The 21829-nt window shown below is 43.3% G+C and carries 20 protein-coding genes; 6 read left to right on the top strand and 14 right to left on the bottom strand.

Annotated elements, in window-relative coordinates; all coding sequences use genetic code 11:
• Positions 1-7 precede the first annotated feature (7 nt).
• Positions 8-1903: a DNA topoisomerase IV subunit B gene (locus tag ACFQZX_RS03570; RefSeq protein ID WP_377111363.1), complete on the bottom strand. Its 1896-nt coding sequence runs from the start codon at positions 1901-1903 to the stop codon at positions 8-10.
• Positions 1904-2001: 98 nt separating this feature from the next.
• The gene (locus ACFQZX_RS03565; protein WP_377111360.1) at positions 2002-2664 is read right to left on the bottom strand and encodes a hypothetical protein; all 663 of its coding nucleotides are present in this window, start codon (positions 2662-2664) and stop codon (positions 2002-2004) included.
• A 102-nt stretch (positions 2665-2766) separates the two neighbouring features.
• Between ACFQZX_RS03565 and ACFQZX_RS03560 the strand changes: the two genes are divergently transcribed.
• The 3 genes from ACFQZX_RS03560 to nagB all read left to right on the top strand — a co-directional run bounded on the left by ACFQZX_RS03560 (position 2767) and on the right by nagB (position 7408).
• Positions 2767-4107 (top strand): APC family permease, encoded by a 1341-nt coding sequence (locus tag ACFQZX_RS03560; RefSeq protein WP_377111358.1) that lies wholly within the window; start codon positions 2767-2769, stop codon positions 4105-4107.
• A 3-nt stretch (positions 4108-4110) separates the two neighbouring features.
• Positions 4111-5277 carry a trans-sulfuration enzyme family protein gene (locus tag ACFQZX_RS03555; RefSeq protein WP_377111355.1) on the top strand — a complete coding sequence of 389 codons (1167 nt, stop codon included), beginning with the start codon at positions 4111-4113 and terminating at the stop codon, positions 5275-5277.
• A 211-nt stretch (positions 5278-5488) separates the two neighbouring features.
• Positions 5489-7408: a glucosamine-6-phosphate deaminase gene (gene nagB, locus ACFQZX_RS03550; protein ID WP_377111352.1), complete on the top strand. Its 1920-nt coding sequence runs from the start codon at positions 5489-5491 to the stop codon at positions 7406-7408.
• 52 nt (positions 7409-7460) lie between these two features.
• Here the strand turns inward: nagB and ACFQZX_RS03545 are convergent, their stop codons facing one another.
• From ACFQZX_RS03545 to ACFQZX_RS03530, 4 genes are all read right to left on the bottom strand, one after another.
• The gene (locus ACFQZX_RS03545) at positions 7461-8072 is read right to left on the bottom strand and encodes a DUF4142 domain-containing protein (protein ID WP_377111350.1); all 612 of its coding nucleotides are present in this window, start codon (positions 8070-8072) and stop codon (positions 7461-7463) included.
• 81 nt (positions 8073-8153) lie between these two features.
• On the bottom strand, positions 8154-9236 hold the full coding sequence (ftcD, locus tag ACFQZX_RS03540) for a glutamate formimidoyltransferase (RefSeq protein ID WP_377111347.1): 1083 nt from the start codon (positions 9234-9236) through the stop codon (positions 8154-8156).
• Positions 9237-9383: 147 nt separating this feature from the next.
• Entirely contained in the window at positions 9384-10943 is a 1560-nt protein-coding gene (gene hutH, locus ACFQZX_RS03535; protein ID WP_377111345.1) for a histidine ammonia-lyase, read from the bottom strand.
• Positions 10930-11433: a MarR family winged helix-turn-helix transcriptional regulator gene (locus ACFQZX_RS03530; RefSeq protein ID WP_377111343.1), complete on the bottom strand. Its 504-nt coding sequence runs from the start codon at positions 11431-11433 to the stop codon at positions 10930-10932. Before ACFQZX_RS03530 ends, hutH begins: the two co-directional genes overlap by 14 nt.
• A gap of 159 nt (positions 11434-11592) precedes the next feature.
• On the opposite strand from ACFQZX_RS03530, the gene ACFQZX_RS03525 reads away from it, so the two are divergent.
• Both ACFQZX_RS03525 and ACFQZX_RS03520 read left to right on the top strand, forming a co-directional pair.
• On the top strand, positions 11593-12042 hold the full coding sequence (locus tag ACFQZX_RS03525) for an SRPBCC domain-containing protein (RefSeq protein ID WP_377111342.1): 450 nt from the start codon (positions 11593-11595) through the stop codon (positions 12040-12042).
• 61 nt (positions 12043-12103) lie between these two features.
• Positions 12104-12769, top strand: coding sequence for a basic secretory protein-like protein (locus ACFQZX_RS03520; protein ID WP_377111341.1), 666 nt, complete (start codon positions 12104-12106; stop codon positions 12767-12769).
• 247 nt (positions 12770-13016) lie between these two features.
• On the opposite strand, the gene atpG is transcribed toward ACFQZX_RS03520, so the two are convergent.
• The 8 genes from atpG to ACFQZX_RS03480 form a co-directional block, all read right to left on the bottom strand.
• Positions 13017-13925: an ATP synthase F1 subunit gamma gene (atpG, locus tag ACFQZX_RS03515; RefSeq protein ID WP_377111340.1), complete on the bottom strand. Its 909-nt coding sequence runs from the start codon at positions 13923-13925 to the stop codon at positions 13017-13019.
• A 124-nt stretch (positions 13926-14049) separates the two neighbouring features.
• Positions 14050-15624 carry a F0F1 ATP synthase subunit alpha gene (gene atpA, locus ACFQZX_RS03510; RefSeq protein ID WP_377111338.1) on the bottom strand — a complete coding sequence of 525 codons (1575 nt, stop codon included), beginning with the start codon at positions 15622-15624 and terminating at the stop codon, positions 14050-14052.
• Between the two features lie 31 nt (positions 15625-15655).
• Positions 15656-16201 (bottom strand): ATP synthase F1 subunit delta, encoded by a 546-nt coding sequence (gene atpH, locus ACFQZX_RS03505; protein ID WP_377111337.1) that lies wholly within the window; start codon positions 16199-16201, stop codon positions 15656-15658.
• An 88-nt stretch (positions 16202-16289) separates the two neighbouring features.
• On the bottom strand, positions 16290-16781 hold the full coding sequence (atpF, locus tag ACFQZX_RS03500; RefSeq protein WP_377111335.1) for a F0F1 ATP synthase subunit B: 492 nt from the start codon (positions 16779-16781) through the stop codon (positions 16290-16292).
• A 93-nt stretch (positions 16782-16874) separates the two neighbouring features.
• Entirely contained in the window at positions 16875-17084 is a 210-nt protein-coding gene (atpE, locus tag ACFQZX_RS03495) for an ATP synthase F0 subunit C (protein ID WP_022830206.1), read from the bottom strand.
• Between the two features lie 46 nt (positions 17085-17130).
• Positions 17131-18210, bottom strand: a complete 1080-nt coding sequence (gene atpB / locus ACFQZX_RS03490; protein WP_377111333.1) for a F0F1 ATP synthase subunit A — start codon at positions 18208-18210, stop codon at positions 17131-17133.
• 38 nt (positions 18211-18248) lie between these two features.
• Positions 18249-18623, bottom strand: coding sequence for a hypothetical protein (locus ACFQZX_RS03485; protein WP_377111331.1), 375 nt, complete (start codon positions 18621-18623; stop codon positions 18249-18251).
• A 2-nt stretch (positions 18624-18625) separates the two neighbouring features.
• A complete protein-coding gene (locus ACFQZX_RS03480; RefSeq protein ID WP_377111330.1) occupies positions 18626-18853 on the bottom strand; it encodes an AtpZ/AtpI family protein in 228 nt (75 codons plus the stop codon).
• 28 nt (positions 18854-18881) lie between these two features.
• Between ACFQZX_RS03480 and porW the strand changes: the two genes are divergently transcribed.
• The gene (porW, locus tag ACFQZX_RS03475; RefSeq protein WP_377111328.1) at positions 18882-21824 is read left to right on the top strand and encodes a type IX secretion system periplasmic lipoprotein PorW/SprE; all 2943 of its coding nucleotides are present in this window, start codon (positions 18882-18884) and stop codon (positions 21822-21824) included.
• The last annotated feature ends 5 nt before the right edge of the window (positions 21825-21829 follow it).

The raw sequence follows: 21829 nt of genomic DNA, 5'->3' as shown, positions 1-21829 counted from the left end.
GATTTAATTACACCGCTATCGGCAATTCCACATCCTCAATCTTTTCCGCAACCAGCGGGTTAACGCTTTCGTCGTCTTTTTCTACGCGCAGGTTATTTACAATGTGCTGCTGGCGTGTTGGGGTGTTCTTGCCCATGAAGTATTCCAATAACGATTTAACATCAGCATTTTTCAGGATAACCGGGTCAAGGCGCATGTCTTTGCCGATGAACAGGCCAAATTCCTCTGGTGATATTTCACCTAAACCTTTAAAGCGGGTTATCTCTGGCTTGTTGCCCAATTTGGCAATGGCATTGCGGCGCTCTTCGTCACTATAGCAATAAATGGTTTCTTTTTTATTTCGCACTCTGAACAATGGCGTTTGCAGGATAGATACATGGCCGGCCTTTACCAGATCAGGGAAAAACTGCAGGAAGAAGGTCATCAGCAGCAAACGGATGTGCATACCATCAACATCCGCATCGGTAGCTATAACTATGTTATTGTAGCGCAGGTTATCAATGCCATCCTCAATATTAAGCGCGTGTTGCAACAGGTTAAATTCCTCATTTTCATAAACCACTTTTTTAGTAAGACCAAAGCAGTTCAACGGTTTACCCTTTAAGCTGAATACCGCCTGGGTCATTACATCGCGAGATTTGGTGATAGATCCACTGGCCGAGTCGCCCTCGGTTATAAACAGCGTGGTATCCTGTTTACGCTCGTGGTTATCGTCAAAATGCAGCTTACAATCGCGTAGTTTACGGTTATGTAATGATGCTTTTTTTGCCCTGTCATTAGCCAGTTTTTTGATGCCTGCTATGTCCTTTCTTTCGCGTTCCGACTGCAGGATGCGTTTTAACAAAGCATCGGCCGTTGCGGGGTTTTTATGCAGGTAGTTATCCAGCTCTTTTTTCAGAAAGTCGTTTACGAAAGCACGTACCGAAGGCCCTTCCGGACCGACGTTGAGTGAACCCAGCTTGGTTTTTGTTTGCGACTCGAAAACCGGCTCCTGTACTTTTACTGCAATAGCTGCAACAATAGAGGCACGGATGTCTGACGCTTCGAACTCTTTTTTATAGAACTCGCGGATGGTTTTTACCACCGCTTCGCGAAAAGCGGCCTGGTGTGTACCGCCTTGTGTGGTATGCTGCCCGTTAACAAATGAATAGTACTCTTCACCGTAAGATTGCCCATGCGTCATCGCTATCTCGATATCCTCGCCCTTTAAATGAATGATAGGGTAACGCAGGTTTTCGGTATCAGCATTACGGTTCAGCAGATCATATAACCCGCGTTCCGAAAAATATTTTTGATTATTGAAGTTTACCGTAAGGCCCGAGTTAAGGAACACATAGTTCCATATCATATTTTCAACAAACTCGGGGATAAAACGGTAATTCCGAAAGATGCTGTTATCGGGTATAAAATTAATAGCCGTGCCGTTACGTTGAGTGGTATCTTTCTCAGGTTCGTCGCGCACCAGTTCACCTTTTTCAAACTCAGCGATTTTTGTGCGGCCGTCGCGGTAAGATTGAACTGTGAATGAGGTAGACAAAGCGTTAACAGCCTTTGTACCTACACCATTTAAGCCTACCGATTTCTGGAAGGCCTTGCTATCATATTTACCGCCAGTGTTGATCTTGGATACGCAATCGATAACCTTTCCAAGCGGAATACCGCGGCCATAATCCCGTACGGAAACCTTATGATCGCTCATGTTCACATCAATTGTTCTACCGGCGCCCATTACAAACTCGTCTATAGAGTTATCCATGATCTCTTTTAACAACACATACACGCCATCGTCATAAGCCGAGCCATCGCCAAGCTTACCAATATACATACCCGGCCTTAAACGGATGTGCTCTTTCCAGTCGAGGGAACGGATACTATCGTCGTTGTAATTTATATTTTCTGCCATAATCAAATCAGTGTATCAACAGGTGTTGCACCCATTGCAAAAATATACTTCGGCCACTTAAATCAATATTTAAATGTCCTAACTTATTAACATTAATTTTAAGATTTAAACTTTACGCAATTGCTGGCTTTAGCGATGTTTTTAAAAAACTCCGCGCCTTTTTCATTAGAAAACGCTACGGCAAGTATGGTACCTGTGTGGTCCTTTTGCAGTGTGATAAGCAAGGCGTACTTGTAGCTTTTGGTAACAGGCGAATCGAGCAGGTTAAGCAGGTAAGATTTGCCGGCGTCGGCATTATAGCGCAGGGCAATATCAGCCGGAATTGTGCGTACCAGATAATTATCCTGGCCGGCAAAAGCTATGGCACAAGCTTTACCCATGCCTATGTAAAGCGAATCAGGATTGGCTACGGCTCTGCTTTTATTACCTAAATTACGCTCATAACTAGCCCAGTTTTCTTTTTGCGATTTTACCTGAAACCATATCTCAAAATCTTTTCCGGGGAGCTCAATAGCATAATCAAAAGATACATCTTCATTATCGGGCGCGTTGATTTCCCGGAACCCTTTAGGAAAAGTAAAGCTAACATTTGCAGCGGCGGCGATTTTTAAAAAGTTTTTAAGCTGTTCGCTGGGGTTGCCGTATTTTAAAGTTTCCGTTTGTTTTGAAGCTGGCAGGCGCTTCTGCGCATTTGCTCCAAACCAGGTTATGCTACACAGCATAAGCACTGCTATCAGGAATATTTGCTTAAATTGCTTCAAAATAGTTATTAATAGGGAGATAAAAACCAAACGAATTTAAAAGTAATTTTTAAATACAATATAATTAAAATATAAATTTAGAATATTAACACCTAAGTAATAATGAGCATTCAACCGCGCCTTAACCGCTTTGATCTGAGTATGATTGTGATAAGCCTGGTGATAGGCATGGGCATATTTGGCAGCCCAAGCGATGTAGCCCAAAAAGCGGGTAGTGCCTGGATATTTTTTGGCGCCTGGATATTTGGAGGCCTGGTTACCCTGTGCGGTGCTTTAACTTTTGCCGAGATAGGTGCACGCTATCCCTCTACGGGCGGCTTTTATAAAGTTTTTTCTTATTGCTACCACCCGGCTTTTGCCTTCATGATCAACTGGGTATTGGTTATCAGCAATGCTTCATCCGTTGCGGCGGTAGCGCTGTTAGGGGCCGAATATATTAATCCTATCCTGTTACCTGCAAGCCTGCAAAACAACGCAGGTACAAAGCTAACTACAATTGTTACGGTACTTATTTTATACGTTATAAACTTTTTAGGCATCAAGCTAAGCGCCAGGGCACAAAACATACTCAGCATCTTTAAAGTAGCTGCCATACTGGTACTTTGTACTGCCATATTTAAAAGCAATGCACCTGCCGTTGCGCCGGCAGCAGCAAAAGCTATAAGCACTAACCCTGTAACCGCGTTCGGGCTTAGCCTGGTGGCAGTGTTTTTTACTTATGGCGGTTATCAGCAAACCATCAACTTTGGGGGCGATATCATTAATGCCAAGCGTAATATTCCAAAGGCGATAGTATTTGGCATAAGCACTGTAATTGTGCTGTACTTAAGTATAAATTATGCTTATTATGCCGTGCTGGGTATAGGCGGCCTGCAGCAAACGCATACTTTAGCCGCTAAGCTGGCGGGTATTATCTTTGGTAACACCGGTTACAAAATAACATCAGTGTTGATGTTTATTTCCGTACTGGCTTATGTAAACGTAAATATACTGGCTAACCCAAGGGTATATTACGCGATGGCCGATGACGGCATACTGCCGCCTATATTTAAACGCGTTAATCCAAAAACACAGGTTCAGGAATTTGGTATGACGGTATTTGTTGCCGCCGCGCTAATCATTCTTTTTTTTGTAGGCTCATTTAGCGCCATGCTAAAATATGTCATGTTTTTTGATACCATTGGCCTATCTCTTTGCGCGCTTACCATTTTTATATTAAGAAAAAAAACTAAGGACCTGGATACGAAAGATATATACGTGATCAAATGGTTCCCGCTGGTACCTGTTATCTTCATATTGGCCTACTGGTTTGTAACCATCAATATATTTTTAACTTTTCGCGAAGATCCTTTTGCAGCTTTGTGGTGCCTCGCCGCTTATGCCCTGGGGCTTGCCATTTATTACCTGGGCGTACGCAAAAAGAAACCGTCGCAACTTACTTAACTTATGGATCTATCATACATACTGAACGAACTGGGCGAAGAACGTGAAAGTTATTATAACGCCGTTTCTCCGCCCATTATCCAAACCAGCAATTTTACTTTTAATACTGTTGATGATTTTCGGCAGGCGCTTGCTGATGAGTATAGCGCTACCCTATATTCAAGAGGGAATAACCCTACAGTAGATATCCTGCGTAAAAAACTTGCCGCGCTTGATGGTGCTGAAGATGCCCTGGTTTTTGGCAGCGGAATAGCGGCCATTACCGTACCTGTACTTTCTCTGCTTAAACAAGGCGACCATGTAATCGCCGTTGAAAATCCTTACAGTTGGACAGTCAAACTCTTTAATAACCTGCTTATTAAATTTGGTATTACCACCACTTTTGTAAATGGGGCTGATGCCCAAAACATCCGGAAGGCCATACAGGGCAGTACAAGGCTTATCTACCTGGAAAGCCCTAACACTTTTAGTTATGAACTGCAGGACTTGGCAGCCGTTGCGGCAATGGCCAAAGAACGCAACATTATTACAATGGTGGATAACAGTTATTGTACACCTTTATATCAACAGCCCATTAAGTTGGGGATTGATCTGGTGGCGCAATCTGCAACCAAATATATCGGCGGCCACTCCGATGTAGTAGCAGGTGTGCTCACCGGCCGAAAGGCTTTGATCGAAAAAATTTTTAACCATGAGTTTTTAAACATTGGCGCCGCATTATCTCCGCATTCAGCCTGGTTGCTCATTCGCGGTTTGCGTACCTTGCCTTTAAGGTTGCAGCGCAGCTTTGAAAGCACTAAAACTGTTGTAGCATGGTTAAAACAACAACCGCAGATAGATAAAGTGATATGGCCATACGACGAGGATTTTCCGCAAGCCGAACTTGCCCGCCGGCAAATGCAGGGCTGCGGCGGCTTGTTTAGTTTTACGCTAAAAAACTCCGCATTACACCGCATTGAAACTTTTTGCAACAGCCTTAAACACATTCTGATGGCTGTATCATGGGGCGGCCACGAAAGCCTTATCATTCCTTCAGTTGCCGGTATCCCGGTGCCAGACTTTGACAATGAGAATCCACGACATCAATTGATACGCATGTATGTTGGCTTAGAAGAAGCTGATTATTTGATTAACGATTTAAAAAACGCTTTACAACAATTATCTTTTTAAATTATTTTAAAAAGTATTTTGATTATAAACATTGCTTTTGCTAAGTTTGCACTAATGATGATGCAAGCATCGCTATATAAAGCGCTTAATATGCCCTCAGGAGAGGGTTTAAATATTTAATTACCTGGTTGTTGTCCTCTCCCTTGGGTGAGGATTTTTTTTGCAGTTATACCTCGAAAAAGACTTACATTTAAACAGATAAACCTCAATTATGGCACGATTAAACTTATTAGAAGAAACACGTTACGAAAAACTGCCCGTAACCGTTTATTCCGATCAAACAACTGCATCAGTAGCAGTGGCCGGACGTATAGCAACCTTAATACGGAAAAAGCAGGCTGCTCAACAACCTGCAGTATTAGGACTGGCAACCGGTGTTACACCTATCAGGGTATACGCCGAACTTGTACGGTTGCATCGCGAAGAGGGCTTGTCTTTCTCCAATGTGATTACCTTTAATCTTGATGAGTACTACCCCATGAAGCCTGACGCTGCACAAAGCTACGTTACCTTTATGAACGAGAACCTGTTTGACCATATCGATATCGACCGCAAAAATATTCATATCCCTAATGGTACGCTTGCGGCTGATGATGTAGCTGCTTTTTGCCTGGAATATGAAAGACAGATCGAAGAGTTGGGCGGCTTAGATCTGCAGATACTGGGTATAGGCCGTACCGGCCACATCGGGTTTAACGAGCCGGGGTCGGCGCCAAACTCGGGCACCCGCCTGGTTACTTTGGATGACCTTACCCGTAGTGATGCTTCGCGCGATTTTGGTGGTAAAGAAAAAGTGCCTGCAAAAGCAATTACCATGGGCATCGGCACCATTTTTAAGGCCCGCGAAATTATTTTGATGGCCTGGAGCGCTAAAAAAGCCCCTATCATACGCAAAGCAGTTGAAGGTGAGATATCAAGCGAAGTGCCAGCTACCTACCTGCAGTTGTCTGACAATGTTGAATTTGTACTTGATTTTAATGCGGCGTCCGAGCTGACCCGTTTTGATACCCCATGGCTGGTAAAAGATTGCGTGTGGACCAACATCCTGAAAAAGAAGGCTGTGATATGGCTTTCTAACGAAGTTAATAAGCCTATACTTAAACTTACGGAAGAAGATTATAATAACCATGGCATGGCCCAGCTGGCTGTTGAGCAAGGCCCGGTTTACCAGATCAACATAGATATTTTTAACCAGGTACAACATACCATTACCGGTTGGCCGGGCGGTAAACCAGGGGCAGATGACAGCCAGCGCCCTGAACGTGCCGAACCTGCTCGTAAGCGTTCTATCGTATTCTCTCCGCACCCTGACGATGATGTAATTTCAATGGGCGGTACTTTTATCCGCCTGGTAGACCAGGGGCACGATGTACATGTAGCTTACCAAACATCGGGCAATACCGCGGTATGGGACGATGATGTTTTACGCTTTGTTGAGTTTGCCATAGACTTTAAAGACAGCGTTGGCGAAGACAGCACAAAGATGAAGGGCATTTATGAGGATATGCGCAATTTTATAGCCTCTAAGCAACCAAACCAGATCGATACACCAGAGATACGCAACGTAAAAGGCTTTATACGCAAAACCGAAGCTATATCGGGTGCAAGGTATGCTGGTGTGCCCGATAGCAATATCCATTTCCAGGCCCTGCCTTTTTATGAAACCGGTAAAACCAAAAAGAATTCGGTTGGCGAAGAAGATATCAGGCTGACGATGGAACTGCTGCAAAGCATAAAACCGCACCAGGTGTTTACAGCCGGCGATTTTGCCGATCCGCATGGTACGCATGTGGTTTGCTTTAATATTATAATTGAGTCGTTGCGCCGCCTGCGCCAGACAGAAGATTGGGTAAACGATTGCTGGGTATGGATGTACCGCGGCGCATGGCAGGAATTCCCGACGCATGAAATTGAAATGGCTGTACCACTTTCACCTGCAGAGGTGATCCGTAAGCGTAACGCGATATTCAAACATCAGTCACAAAAAGACCTTCCGGTGTTTCCGGGCGATGATGCGCGTGAGTTTTGGGTACGTGCAGAAGACCGTAACCGCGAGACGGCACAATCTTACGATAAATTAGGCATGGCCGAATATGCGGCTATGGAAGCCTTTGTAAGATATCACTTCTAATTTCCTGATAAAACAAGAAAGCCGCTTAAGCGGCTTTCTTGTTTATTAATGATTACTTTTTTTGAGCGTCGGCAATTTTTTGTATTTCCTCCAGGTGATGCTGCAAAACCGGAACCGTTTTAGCAGCAAAAGCTTTCAGCTCGGCATCTTTACCGTCGGTAGCTTCTTTCTTAAACTTATCAATGTCCTCCTTATGGTCTTTCACCATAAATTCTACATACTGCTTTTCAAACTCAGTTTTATCCAGCTTAGCCATCTTATCAAATTCCATTTGCGATTTGTTGGCTAAAATAGCCGGTAATGTAATGATTTTTGATGCAGCAAGGGCTTTAAGCTCGGTATTGGCTTTTGAGTGATCTGTTACCATCATTTTACCAAAGGCAACCACCTGCGGGCTTGATGCTTTTTGCTGGGCAAGTTTACCCAATTCAACCTCCATCATACCGCCGTTTGCCGCTTCAACAGCAAACTCGTAATCAGCTTTTACTTCTGTAGAATCTTTTGCTTTTAACTCTTTTTCATTACTGTCTGCAGCTGCCTGTGTGCTGCTGCTCATGATGTTTGCTGTACTGTCGGTATCGGTAGCCCCACTATTACCATTACCGCTGCATGAGGCCGCCGCAATAATCACTGTACCTAATAATAATTTGAATACGCTTTTCATATTTGATAATTTTAATTATAAATTAACCAACAATTATGCCATGCTATTCTATTACTACCTTTATTGCCTTGAATATTAGTGTTAATCTGACTTGTTTTTTAATACATACTCTATAATTCGCTCCTGTGGGTTAAACGGAGCTAATTCATCCAGCCCCATTGTTTTTACTGCTATATCTATCAATTCGGTTTCGCTAAGCTCCCCCGATGATGATTGTTTTTGATGAAAATATTTACCCGCATCGATCATAGCTTTTAAAGGTATCAGCCCAATCAACTCGCTTCCGGTTACTTTCACGCCATGTTCAATAGCTTTTTTACTCACCTCATCAAACGCGATATGTGTAGGGGTAGTATTGATGTTAGTAAGGTTCATAGATACCTGGGTAATGCCATATTCTTTAATGTACCAGCCTATAGCTTTTACGCTTTTCAGGCTGCCGGGAATACGCCTTGGCTTACTATTTTCATCTTTGATAACTTTACCCGTTTTCTGTTCACCCTCACGCAGCAAGCGGCCGGATTCGCGTACATCAGCAGCTATAGCGTTCGCAATTTCGGTAGATGAAGTGTTCAGATTTATATTATAAGCGATCAGGTAATCCCTCGCGCCAATAACGGTTGCCCCGCGCTTAACATCGTTTTCTGTCGGGCCAAAATCCGGCTTCCATCCCGGATGCTTTATTTTTTCGAAGAACCCTTCGTACTCACCTGATCGTATTACCGACAGGTTGCTGCGGCTTCTATCCGGCTGCGAATATTCGTAAAGGTAAACCGGTATCTGCAATTCCTCACCAACCCGCCTGCCCAGTTGGCGGGCATATTGCGCAGTTTCTTCTATGGTGATACCGGCAATCGGTATCAGCGGACAAACGTCTGTAGCGCCCATGCGTGGATGTTCGCCTTTTTGCCTGCTCATATCAATCAGTTCCCCGGCTTTTTTTATCGCTAAAAAAGCGGCTTCAATTACCTGTGCCGGCGCACCTGCAAAAGTTACCACTGTACGGTTAGCTGCCTTGCCGGGATCAACGTTCAGTAAGCGTACTCCGTCTACCGACTCAATTTCATCTGTTATCTTTTTGATAACGGCCATGTCAACGCCTTCACTAAAATTGGGTACACATTCTATCAGTTGGTTCATTAGTTTAGTGGTGGATTGGTTCATTAATCGGTTGGTTCATTGGTTTAATGGTTAATAAGCAAGCATCACGTTTTTTTTAAATTGTATTTTTAAGATTAGATACCAGATGACTAATTCCTAAAGAACTAATCAACGAGTGAACCAACCCACCAATGAACTAACAAACCAACATTAATAAATCCCAAAATCTTTAGTATCCTGCAAATTAACGTTATGTGTTTGAGCAGCCTCGTTGACTGTAGTAAGCAATTGGCCGCTTTTAATTAATCTGTGCAAGATATTAATATCATTAGCGAAAACTCTGTCATCTTCAATAATGGGTACATGTTGCCTTACTAATTCAAAACATGCTTCAATAACCGGCGTAGATTTCAACGGCCGCCTGAACTCAAGCGCCTGGGTTGCGTAAAGCAGTTCAATAGCCTGTATGTATTCCAGGTTGTCTATCACCTGGTTAAGCTTTCTGCCGCTTATGGAACCCATTGAAACATGATCTTCCTGGCCTAAAGATGTGGGCACACTATCGGCACTTGCCGGGAAACAAAGGGTTTTATTCTCGGTTACCAATGCCGCCGTGGTGTATTGTGGTATCATCAGTCCCGAGTTTAAGCCCGCGTTCCCGGTCAATAACTTGGGCAGTCCATATCGTCCTTCGCTCATCAGGTAGCAGCGGCGGTCGGCTATATTTCCAAGCTCCGCTGCAGCTATGGTAGCATAATCCAGCGGGATGGCCATTGGCTGGCCATGAAAGTTACCCCCGCTTATAGTATCCCCGGCATCAAAAACAATGGGGTTATCAGTAACCGAGTTCAATTCAATTTCAGTCATCTCCTTCAGATGCAGCCAGGCATTGCGCGATGAACCATGCACCTGCGGCATGCAACGCAGCGAGTAAGGGTCCTGCACCCTGTCGCAATCGGCATGTGCGCTGCCAATTGCCGAGCCTTGCAGCATAGCCGCTAAACGCTCTGCAACATGCTGCGTTCCCTTATAAGGGCGTATGGCATGCAGACGCGCGTCAAAAGGGCGGGCCGAACCCATCAGGCCTTCTAAAGACACCGCGCCGATAATATCAGCGATATTTAAGGCATTGTGCAAACGCTCGACAGCTTTTACAGCAAAGGACAAAATAAACTGTGTACCGTTGATGAGCGCCAGTCCTTCCTTAGGCCCAAGCACCAATGGCTTAAGGTTCTTATCATTAAGAACCTTATCGGCAGGTTGTATTAGGCCGTTAACAAATAACTCGCCCAGGCCAATAAGCGGCAAAAATAAATGCGATAATGGTGCAAGATCACCCGAAGCACCTACCGAGCCTTTTTCGGGTACAACAGGAATGATATTGTTATCGATATGCCAGATAATGCGCTCAAGCGTTTGCCGGGATACACCCGAGTACCCCTGCGCCAAAGCCTGTACCTTGGTGATCAGCATCAGCTTGGCAATCTCCTGCGGGATAGGATCACCTATTCCTACGCTGTGGCTTTTAAGGATATTGCTTTGTAACAGGCTGGTATCGTTTTCAGATATGCGCGTGTCGCAAAGCGGACCAAAGCCTGTGTTGATACCATAAACAGCGACATGCCCGTGCGCTATCTTTTCAACTTCGCGCCATGATGCATCAATACGCGCTGCGGCTTGGCCGTTTATAAGGCCTTTCAGCCTTCCCGATGCTATATCAAGGCATAACCCTACCGTTAGTTGATCAACTCCGTAATTAAAGTTTTGCACCTGTATCTGCTTTAAGTTTTTCCGCTACCTTGCCAGAAAGGTCATATCCCCTGAATGTATCTTCCATTGCCGCGATAGCGGGCAGTAAATCTTTTATCCGTTGATTATCGCCTTCAAGCCCGGTCATACCTGCGGTTATAGCATCCCAAATAGGTAATATTTCCTGTAACAAAGCCTTTCCCTTTTCTGTCAATTGAACAATTTGCCTCCGGCCGTCATCTGCGCTAACGGTAGTTTCAACAAGATTTTTATTCCTGAGATTAGTTATCAGCTGGCTTGCCGCCGGATGCGAAACTTCTGTCCGCTCGCTTAGCTCCTTTATTGATAAAGAGTTATTTTGAGATAAAAGGTAAAACACCGGGAACCAACTGGCATCAAAGTCGATGCCCTCATTTTGATAAATGCGGTTTATTTCGGATAAAAAGGCCTCACTCAGTCGGCGCAGGCGACTACCTAATACCAGATAACCCAAACTTTGATATAAATTCATATATTATGTATGCGATTATATAAGCGCTTATATAAATACAAATGTATTATAATCTTAATTCTCCTGGCACGTATGTCTTAGTAAAACCTAAAATTGTCGCGTTTGGCCCTCACTGCCCACCTGTATTGATACCGATATTTGATTTATAACCCTACAATTATGGAATATTCAAAATTTGAGGTTTCTATTGATGCCTCGACAGAAAAAGTCTGGGATTCGCTGTGGAGCGACGCTAACTATCCAAAATGGACAAATGCTTTTTGCGAGGGCTCGCATGCGGTTACCAACTGGCAGGAAGGCAGCAAGGTGCATTTTCTTGATGGTAATAACAGCGGCATGTTCGCGGTGATTGAAAGGAACGAACGTGAAAAATTCATGTCTATCAAAGCGCTTGGCGAAGTTGTAAACGGAAATGAAATTGTAGACACTGAGATGGCGAAAGCATGCGCCGGCTCGTATGAAAACTATACCCTGACGCGGGAAGGCGATAAAACCCATCTTTTGATTGAACTAATAGCAGATACGCTTCCTCCAGAGTTTAAAGATTTCATGGATAATGCTTGGCCAAAAGCGCTGAAAGCTTTAAAAGCCGTTGCAGAAAGCAATTAATGTATCAGTGATTTTACGGTAATAATCAGCGTATTTCGGCATTTAAGCTACATTTGCCATTATGAAAAAATACGCATTACTACTACTATGCAGCATATATGCAGGCGCGAGCTTTGCCGGTGGCATAGATACGCTGAAAAAAAACGGTTACACGCTTATCGTATCCGGTAACGACGATAACTTTGACAAAGGCTTGAAAGATAAACTGATCAATACTTTTTTTGAGGTTTATCCCGGACTGGTTAAAGAGTACAACAAGAACAGCTTAAAACAGGTGGCTTTTTTTATTGATACGGCTTATCATGGCGTGGCCGCTACTGATAACGGGCGTGTAGTGTTCAGCTCCGAATACATGACCAAGCACCCGGGCGATATTGACGTGGTTACCCATGAAGTAATGCACATTGTGCAGGATTACGGCCAAACCAACGGACCATGGTGGATTACCGAAGGCATTGCCGATTATGCCCGTAATGAGCATGGTGTAGCCAATGCGGCGGCAGGCTGGAAATTACCCGACTATAAACCCACTCAAAATTTTGATAACAGCTACCGCGTCACCGCTCGTTTTTTTACCTGGATAGAGAAAAAGGTTAAAAAGGGCACCGTTAAAAAGCTGGATGATATTATGCGCAAACACACTTATACCAATAATACTTTTAAAGATCTTACCGGAAAAACGGTTGAGGAATTGTGGAAGGAATATTCGGCTAATCCTCTGGTGTAATATGTCGAATAAAGCATGTCCGTCTGAACCCGTCAAAGACCTGTACACTTTGACAATGGTTCGACAAGCTCACCATGACAAAGCAGGCTCATTAAAACTAACCTTGTGTCCGTCTGAGCCTGTCGAAGACCTGTACGCTTTGACAATGGTTCGACAAGCTCACCATGACAAAGTGTACTAAAATAGCACCAAATAAGAAAGGCTTTCCAAATTGGAAAGCCTTTCTTATTATATTTTAAAATGTGGATTAGCCTGCAAGAGCTGCTGCACCGCTCACAATCTCGGTAAGCTCAGTGGTGATAGCTGCCTGGCGTGCCTGATTGTATGAAAGTTTTAAAGCTTTCAGTAACTCGCCGGCGTTTTCTGTTGCTTTATCCATTGCAGTCATACGCGCACCATGTTCAGATGCATTTGAATCCAGCACTGCACGGTAAAGCTGAATCTTTATATTCTTAGGGATAAGCTGTTCAACAATCTCTTCTTTAGAAGGCTCGAGTATGTAATCAACCTGGCTTTCCGTAGTAGCTTCTTTTTTAGAAGCAGTTGCTTCTTTAGTTTCCTTTTCGGCTTTTGGTACCGGTAACAATTGCTCTGTTATAAGGTACTGTACGGCCGCATTCCTGAAGTGGTTATACACCAGTTCAACACGGTCATACTGTCCATTAACAAAACCCTTCATTATTTCTTCAGTTATCTTTGAAGCATTGATGAAGTTAAGGTCAAGATAAAGGTCGTTGTGGTTACCAATCACATTATACTTGCGGCGGGTATAAAAGTCGTGCCCTTTTTTACCGATAGCAACAACTGATACATTACCAGCTTTTAGCTGAGCGCTGTATTTTTCGTTGATAAGGTTGTTGGCAGCTTTAATAGCATTGGTATTAAAAGCACCTGCCAAACCACGGTTAGAGGTAACAACTACTACCAGCACACGTGCCGGTTCGCGATCCTGCAAATATGGCGAAGCACCATCCTCAAGACTTGCAGAAAGGTTGGCAAGCAGATCTTTTAATTTGCTTGCGTACGGGCGCAATTGTACAATGGCATCGGTAGCCCTTCTCAGCTTTGCCGCCGAAACCATTTTCATGGCTTTAGTGATCTGCTGAGTTGAATTTACAGACGCAATCCTGTTTCTTACTTCTTTTAAATTAGCCATTTTTTGAGATTTGAGATATGAGATTTGAGACGTGAGAGCAACTCACTTCAAACCCTATCCCTATTATTATTTAGTATGAGATGTAAGTATATCTCAATACTCACATCTCATATCTCACATCTAATTAATAGTTCGCTGCTATTTCCTTAGCTACGGTTTCAAGTACGCCGGTTAGCTGATCATCAAATTTACCTGCTTTAAGTGCTGCAAGCACCTCAGGGTGGCGCAGTTCAAGCTGGGTGGTAAATTCATTTTCAAAAGCTTTTATTTTATTGATAGGCACATTACGCATCAGGTTTTTAGTACCTAAGTAAATAATGGCTACCTGCTTTTCAACAGATACCGGAGAGTACTGCCCTTGTTTAAGGATCTCCACGTTACGTGCGCCCTTATCAATTACGTTCTTGGTTGAAGCATCAAGGTCTGACCCGAATTTTGAGAAAGCCTCAAGTTCGCGGTACTGTGCCTGGTCAAGCTTTAAGGTACCGGCAACTTTCTTCATCGATTTGATCTGCGCGTTACCACCCACACGTGATACCGAAATACCTACGTTGATAGCCGGACGGATACCTGCCAGGAACAAGTTAGATTCCAGGAATATCTGGCCATCGGTAATTGAAATTACGTTGGTTGGTATATAGGCAGATACGTCACCCGCTTGTGTTTCGATGATCGGAAGCGCTGTTAACGAACCACCACCTTTAACAATGCCTTTGATAGACTCCGGCAGGTCGTTCATTTGCTGAGCGATGCTGTCATTTGAGTTGATCTTAGCGGCACGCTCTAATAAACGGCTGTGCAGGTAGAATACGTCACCAGGATAAGCCTCACGGCCCGGTGGGCGACGAAGTAATAACGAAACCTCGCGGTAAGCAACTGCCTGTTTAGAAAGATCATCATAAACGATCAATGCCGGGCGGCCGGTATCGCGGAAGTACTCGCCAATTGCAGCACCGGCAAACGGAGCAAAGAACTGCATGGTAGCAGAGTCTGAAGCGTTTGCAGCAACAATGATAGAGTAAGGCATAGCGCCGTTCTCTTCAAGCGTACGCACAATGTTTGCTACGGTAGAAGCTTTCTGTCCGCAGGCAACATATATACAGATAACCGGTTTGCCGGCATCATAAAATTCTTTTTGGTTGATGATAGTATCGATACAAACCGCGGTTTTACCAGTCTGGCGGTCGCCAATAACCAACTCACGCTGGCCACGGCCGATAGGGATCATCGCATCGATAGCTTTGATACCTGTTTGCAACGGCTCTGTTACCGGCTGGCGGTAAATAACACCCGGCGCTTTACGTTCAAGCGGCATTTCATACGTTTCGCCAACAATAGGGCCTTTACCATCGATAGGGTTACCCAATGTATCAACAACACGGCCAAGCATACCTTCGCCAACGTTAATTGATGCAATGCGGTTGGTACGTTTAACAGTATCACCTTCTTTAACATCGTCAGACTTACCTAACAATACCACACCCACGTTATCTTCTTCAAGGTTAAGTACGATGCCTTGTAAACCGCTATCAAACTCAACCAGCTCACCTGATTGTACTTTAGATAATCCGTAAACGCGTGCAATACCGTCACCTACCTGCAGTACGGTACCCACTTCTTCTAACTCAGATTCTGACTTAAAGCCCGCTAATTGCTGACGCAAAATTGCTGATACTTCGTCGGGTCTTACCTCTACCATTTTTGTATTTATTAGAGTTTTATTGTTTTTATTAAACTGCCTTAGCGGCAAAATCTTTCTTTAATTTTTTCAGGCTGCTTTGTACGCTGGTATCCAGTTGCCTTCCACCTACGGTTAAAACAAAACCACCTATAAGTTCGGCATTAACCTTAGCGTCCAGTTGTATGGTACCGCCAATAGCACTTTGTAACTCATCAGCAATAACCTTTTTATTTGCTGCCGATAAAGGAGCGGCAGATACAATAGAAGCTTTGGTAATGTTCTTAGCCACATTGTATAGGTTTATATATTCCTTAGCAGTAGTATAAATAATTTCGCCTCGGCCCTTATCTACCATCAGTTTAAAAAACCCAAGGGTAGCCTTGTTTACGATGTTGCCAAAAACAGCATTTATTATCTGCGTTTTTTTCACATGAGCAATAATAGGATTACTCAATACAGCTTTAAGCTCGGGCGACCCTTTCAGCGTTTGAAGAAAGGTATCCATATCGGCCTTTAACTCATCAACAATATTTTGTTCCTGAGCAAGATCAATCAATGATTTGGCGTATCTTATTCCTATGGTTACTTCTGACATATTCTTTTGAGATGTGAGATTTGAGATGTTAGATTTGAGATAGCGAACGTAAAGTCTAACCTCTCATATCTGATACCTCATATCTAAACTATAATTTCACTTCTTTTAACAATTGTGCTACCAGTTCATCTTGCTTTTGCTGATCCTGTAACTGGGTTTGAAGTATTTTTTCAGCAACCTGTATAGATAATTCAGCTACCTGGTTTTTAACATCGGCCATTGCAATAGCTTTCTGATTGTTAATTTCTATACGTGCCAGTTCTATCTGGCGTGCACCTTCTGTATGGGCAGCTTCTTTAGCTTCGGCAATAATGTTATCCTTTATCTTCTTAGCTTCAGAAAGTATCTGATCACGCTCGGCACGGGCCTGTTTCAACAACACCTCGTTTTCATTAGTAAGGCGGCTCATCTCCTCTTTTGCAGCTTCTGCTTTAAGCAAAGCATCTTCAATAGAGCGTTCGCGATCGTCTATAGCGCCCATTATAGGTTTCCAGGCAAATTTTGCCAAAATAAAGAACAGCACTAAAAACGATACCGTGGTCCAAAAAACCAAACCAATTTCAGGAGTTACTAATTCCATTTTTTATTTTAAAGTTTAAATGTCTTTGATCTTTTAATAACCGTATCTGCCGCCAACCGCTGCAGATACGGTTAAATTTTGTTCCGGGTTAAATTATTTTAAGCCCAGGAATGATACAACCACACCGAACAGAGCAGCACCCTCGATAAGAGCGGCAGCAATGATCATAGCAGTTTGGATTTTTGAAGCAGCTTCAGGCTGGCGAGAGATACCTTCCATCGCTTTACCACCTACCTGGCCGATACCGATACCAGCACCGATTACTGCTAAACCTGCACCTAATGCAGCAATACTTCCAATCATTGTTTTAAATTTAAAAGTGAATATATGTATATAGTTATTTACAAAATTAATGGTGATGCTCTTCAATAGCTGTACCTATGAACAAAGCCGTAAGCAAAGTAAAGATAAACGCCTGCAGCGCTGCTACCAGCAACTCAAGCACATCCATAAACACCACAAACGCTACAGACACCGGGGCTATCGCAAAGCTTTTGAAAACAAATATCAGTGATATTAAGCTTAATACGATAATGTGCCCTGCTGTGATGTTGGCAAATAAACGTATCATCAACGCGAACGGCCTTGATATAATACCTACAAGCTCCACCGGCCACATGATAGGGTAAAGCCAAAAAGGCACATCCGGAGCAAAAATGTGTTTCCAGTAGTATTTGTTACCGTTAACGTTAACCACTATTAAAGTAATAATTGACAGTACAAAAGTTACAGCGATGTTACCGGTAAGGTTAGAGCCACCTGGAAAGAATGGCACCAGGCCTATAAGGTTATTGATCCAGATAAAGAAAAACACGGTTAAAAGCAGCGGCATAAAGCGCTGATATTTGTAACCGATATTAGGGCGGGCAATATCATCGCGCACAAACAGGATAATAGGCTCCAGGAAAGATTGTAAACCTTTAGGCGCTTTACCTTCGCGCTTTTTATAAGCTGCAGATACACTTAAAAATATAACCAGCAATATAATGATGGAAAGCCAAAGGCTTACCACGTTTTTAGTGATTGAAAGATCAATAAGTTTACCATGCACATTCAGCATATTAGCACCGGCAGTAAGCTCTTCGCCCGGGCCAACAATGCTAACTTTATCTTTTATTAAACGATAGGTATAATACTTACCGGCATAATCGGCATGACCATGCTCAAAATGCGCTGAAGAAAAAACCTCAAATCCTTTATCTGTATACAGTATTACAGGCAGCGGAATAGTAGTTGTTCCCCACAAATGCCAGCTATGCGAATCGGCAATGTGTTCAAGTATCACCTCACTCGGGCTAAACTCTTCCTGGTTGTGGGTTTCTTCAGTTACGGCCGCATGCTCTTCATGCTGTATAGCAAAAGTTTTACAAGTGACAAACACCAGAAAAACGCCTAAAATAAGGCTTAAAGCTATTTTTTTTGAATTCAAAATATGGCTTAAATACATTAAATGAGTGTTTTTTGCTTTCAATTTTGGTTGCGCAAGTTACGCAACAAAATGTAAACTTCAAAGGCGGTATTCAAGAAATATAAATAACAAAAATTACACAAAAAAACGGCGTTGTCGATGTGTATTTTTGACACAAAAACCAGTGCAAAACCCATGCAGGCAAGCATCTTTACAATGGTAGTTGCCAGGAAGGTTTGGGCAAATAAATCGGGCTTAATGCGCTGTATAGCCTGCATTGACACAATTACCAAAAATGTAAAGGCAGTTATAAAGAAAAACAGCACCCAAAATTTAGGCACCAGCCAGGCATCATGCCCTGTGAAAATAAGTGCAACGGGCGCCACGCAAAGCAGCGCAACAAAGGCAGCAAACTGAAAAAAAACTTTCAACATTTTCAATCTTTTACCGCCCTTACTACTAAGTATAATGACACAAAAACACCGGCCAGAGACAAGGTTGCTGTAACCCACTTGGTAGTATGTGCGGTAGCCTCATCAATTTTGTAACCTGCAAAAGCAAAAATACCTATCACAGCAATCATCTGGAAAGCTATACCTGTGTATTTTGCATAGGCGTTGACTACCTTTTTACCGTTATTTCCATTTTGTTCATTTTCTGCCATCGGGCAAATTTATTAAACCTATTGCATAATGTTTAGTATTTTAGCATGGCATTTCAATGCCGTTTATAATAAACCCGCCATGCTGCGGTTATGTCGTTTAAACAACCAGTTTCCATTGAGCCGAACTTCTATTTCCATTATATTAAAATGTTACAGAATTGCAGCTTTTGCAGCTATTTTACTTATTTGTAGCTGCTCGTTCGAGAAAAAAACCGCTTTTAACCGCGGCATGCAAAACCTTACCGCGAAATTCAACATACTTTTTAACGCTAATGAACAGCTAAGGCAAAAACAGGAATTGTATGAAGCATCGTACATTGATGATTACAGCGAACTTTTAAGCGTTTACCGCGATACCATTGCAAACAATCGCGATAACCCCGACCCTGATATGGATGCCGTTAAAGCACGCGCCAATAAAATTATCAGTGTTAAGGAACAGAGCCGCTACCTGGGCGATGCCTATTTACTACTAAGCAAGGCTAATTTTTATGATGCCAATTTTTTTGATGCCATAGAATATGCCAATTATGTTGTCCGTTCGTTTGGTAACCAGCCCGATTTGAAACAGGAAGCATTGGTTTATAAAGCGCGCGCCTTACTTTACATCAATCAGCCGGCCGAGGCCAAGATTACGTTGGATAGCGCGCTTATCAACATCAACCCAAAAAAACGCATAACCGCCGATGTTTATGCATCAAAACTACAATATGATATCAATGTGCGCGATTATCCTGATGCCGAAGAAATGGCAAAACTTGCCATTCAATATAGTCATACCAACGTGCAGGAATTGCGCTGGACATTCATATTAGCACAGTTACAGGAACTTAATAACAAGCCCGCCGATGCCATTGCCAGTTATAATAAGGTAGCTAAAAGCAATGCCTTTTTCGATATGGCTTTTAATGCCAATCTTAACAGGATACGCATCGAAGACAGGCAAAGCGGCGTAAAGCTTACTAAAACAGCCCGTTTGCGCAGCCTGCTTAAAAACCCTAACAACACCGACTTTGCCGACCAGATCTATTACCAGATTGCCGGGCTGCAATACAACGCAGGAGCAGTAGACAGCGCCTTAAACAGTTACAAGCAGTCGGTAAAAAGCAGTACCAGGAACCAGCCCCAGAAAGGGCTTTCGTTTTTGCGAATGGCCGATATTTATTTTAAGGATAAAGCACAGTACGCGCTGGCTAAGCAATATTATGATAGTACGTTGCTGAACCTTCCGCCCGGATATCCTAAATATAACAGCATCCGTAAAAAAAGCGACAACTTGCAGCTACTTGCCGACAAGCTGCAAATCATCAGTCGCGAAGATACGCTGCAGATGCTGGCCAAACTGGACGAGCCCACTCGCGAAGCCATGATTGATAAAATGGTTGACGCTTACACGCTGCACTCGCAACCTACGGCCGTTAGCCAGGCACAGGCAAAGGGTGCAATAAATGTTAATCAGGCGCCTGCGGAAAGTATGCCCTATGGTGGCAACTTTTATTTTAATAACAGCAGGGCAATAAGCCAGGGTATTGCCATTTTTAAGCGTATTTGGGGAAACCGTAAACTGGAAGACAACTGGCGCAGGGCTAACCGTGCCGAAAGCGATATAACACAAAATAACCAGGCAGCCATAGCCGCTACAGATCCCGACGCCCCATTAAACGCTGCTCAGAATATAGCCGATCCTTTTATGGTTACAGCAAGCGGCTACCGGCAGGATATAGTGAATAATTTACCGCTCACTCCTGCCCTACTAACGCAATCCAACAGGCGTATTTTTGAGGCTTACATGGATATCGCCAATTTTTATAGGGATGAACTGAACGATAAAAATGAAGCTATAGCAGCTTATAAGCAGATACTGGCCCGCTTTCCGGATAATAATAACCTGCCGGCCATCTACTATAACCTGTACCGTTTGTATAGCGAAACAGACGCAGCACAAGCAGACGGATATAAAGCTCTGCTGATTAGTAAATATCCTGAAACACCTTTTGCTAAGACTATCCTGGACCCTGAGTATGGCAAGCATCTTAACGATGATATTACCGGCTTTAGCCTGTTATATAATAAAGTTTATGATTTGTATGCGGCTAAACAATATGCGCAGGTAATTACTGCTGCTGACGCCCTGTTAAGCCAGTACCCGAATAATCGGTACGCCGCCCAATTATATTACCTGCGTGCTTTTGCTGCCGGCCATCAGGAAACACTGGACCCGTTTAATGCCGATTTGCAACAGATAGTCAGCAAATACCCGGACGACAGGCTGATTACACCGCTTGTCAACAGTCACCTGGCGTATATAGCAGCCAACCAGGCAGAATTAGCTTCGCGTAAGATTGTTTTAACCGACCGCGAACTGAACGACCCGTTGTTTACCATCCCGATAGTATACCAGGAAAAAACCGAATACCGGGTACCTGCCGCAAAAATGGAAATTGTACCTGATGTACGTAAGCCGGAAGAAAAAAAGGTTGAAGCCGCTGCTCCTGTGATACCGGAAAAAGCATCAGAAATAACTCATACAGAACCCGAAAAGAAACCTGAACCGGTTACAGTTCCGCCAGAACAATCCGCACCTACACCTGCAAAGCCATTGCCGTCTATCTTTAACAGAAGCGATAGCACCAATTATTATTTTGTAGTAAATGTTAGTTTGGGCACAACTAATCTGGCATCATCACGTTTTGGTATCGGGCAGTTTAACCGGGTAAATTTTCAGGGTAACAACATCAGGCATCAGCTAAAATTTGTGGGCGCCGATAATCAGTTGATCTATGTTGGACGTTTTTCAAATCTGAACAATGTAAAGGATTATGCCCGCGCCATTATCCCTCTGATGCCTGATATTATGAAGGTACCTAAGGATAAATACAGCTTTTTTATCATTACAAAGGAAAATCTGGATAAATTAGCCGACAAAAATACACTGGATAGCTATATCGAGTATTACGAAAACAATTATTGAAAAGA

The sequence above is a fragment of the Mucilaginibacter litoreus genome, assembly GCF_042676805.1.
Lineage (GTDB): Bacteria > Bacteroidota > Bacteroidia > Sphingobacteriales > Sphingobacteriaceae > Mucilaginibacter > Mucilaginibacter litoreus.
Note: the sequence above shows the minus strand (reverse complement) of the source record. Positions and strands in the feature narration are given on the sequence as shown.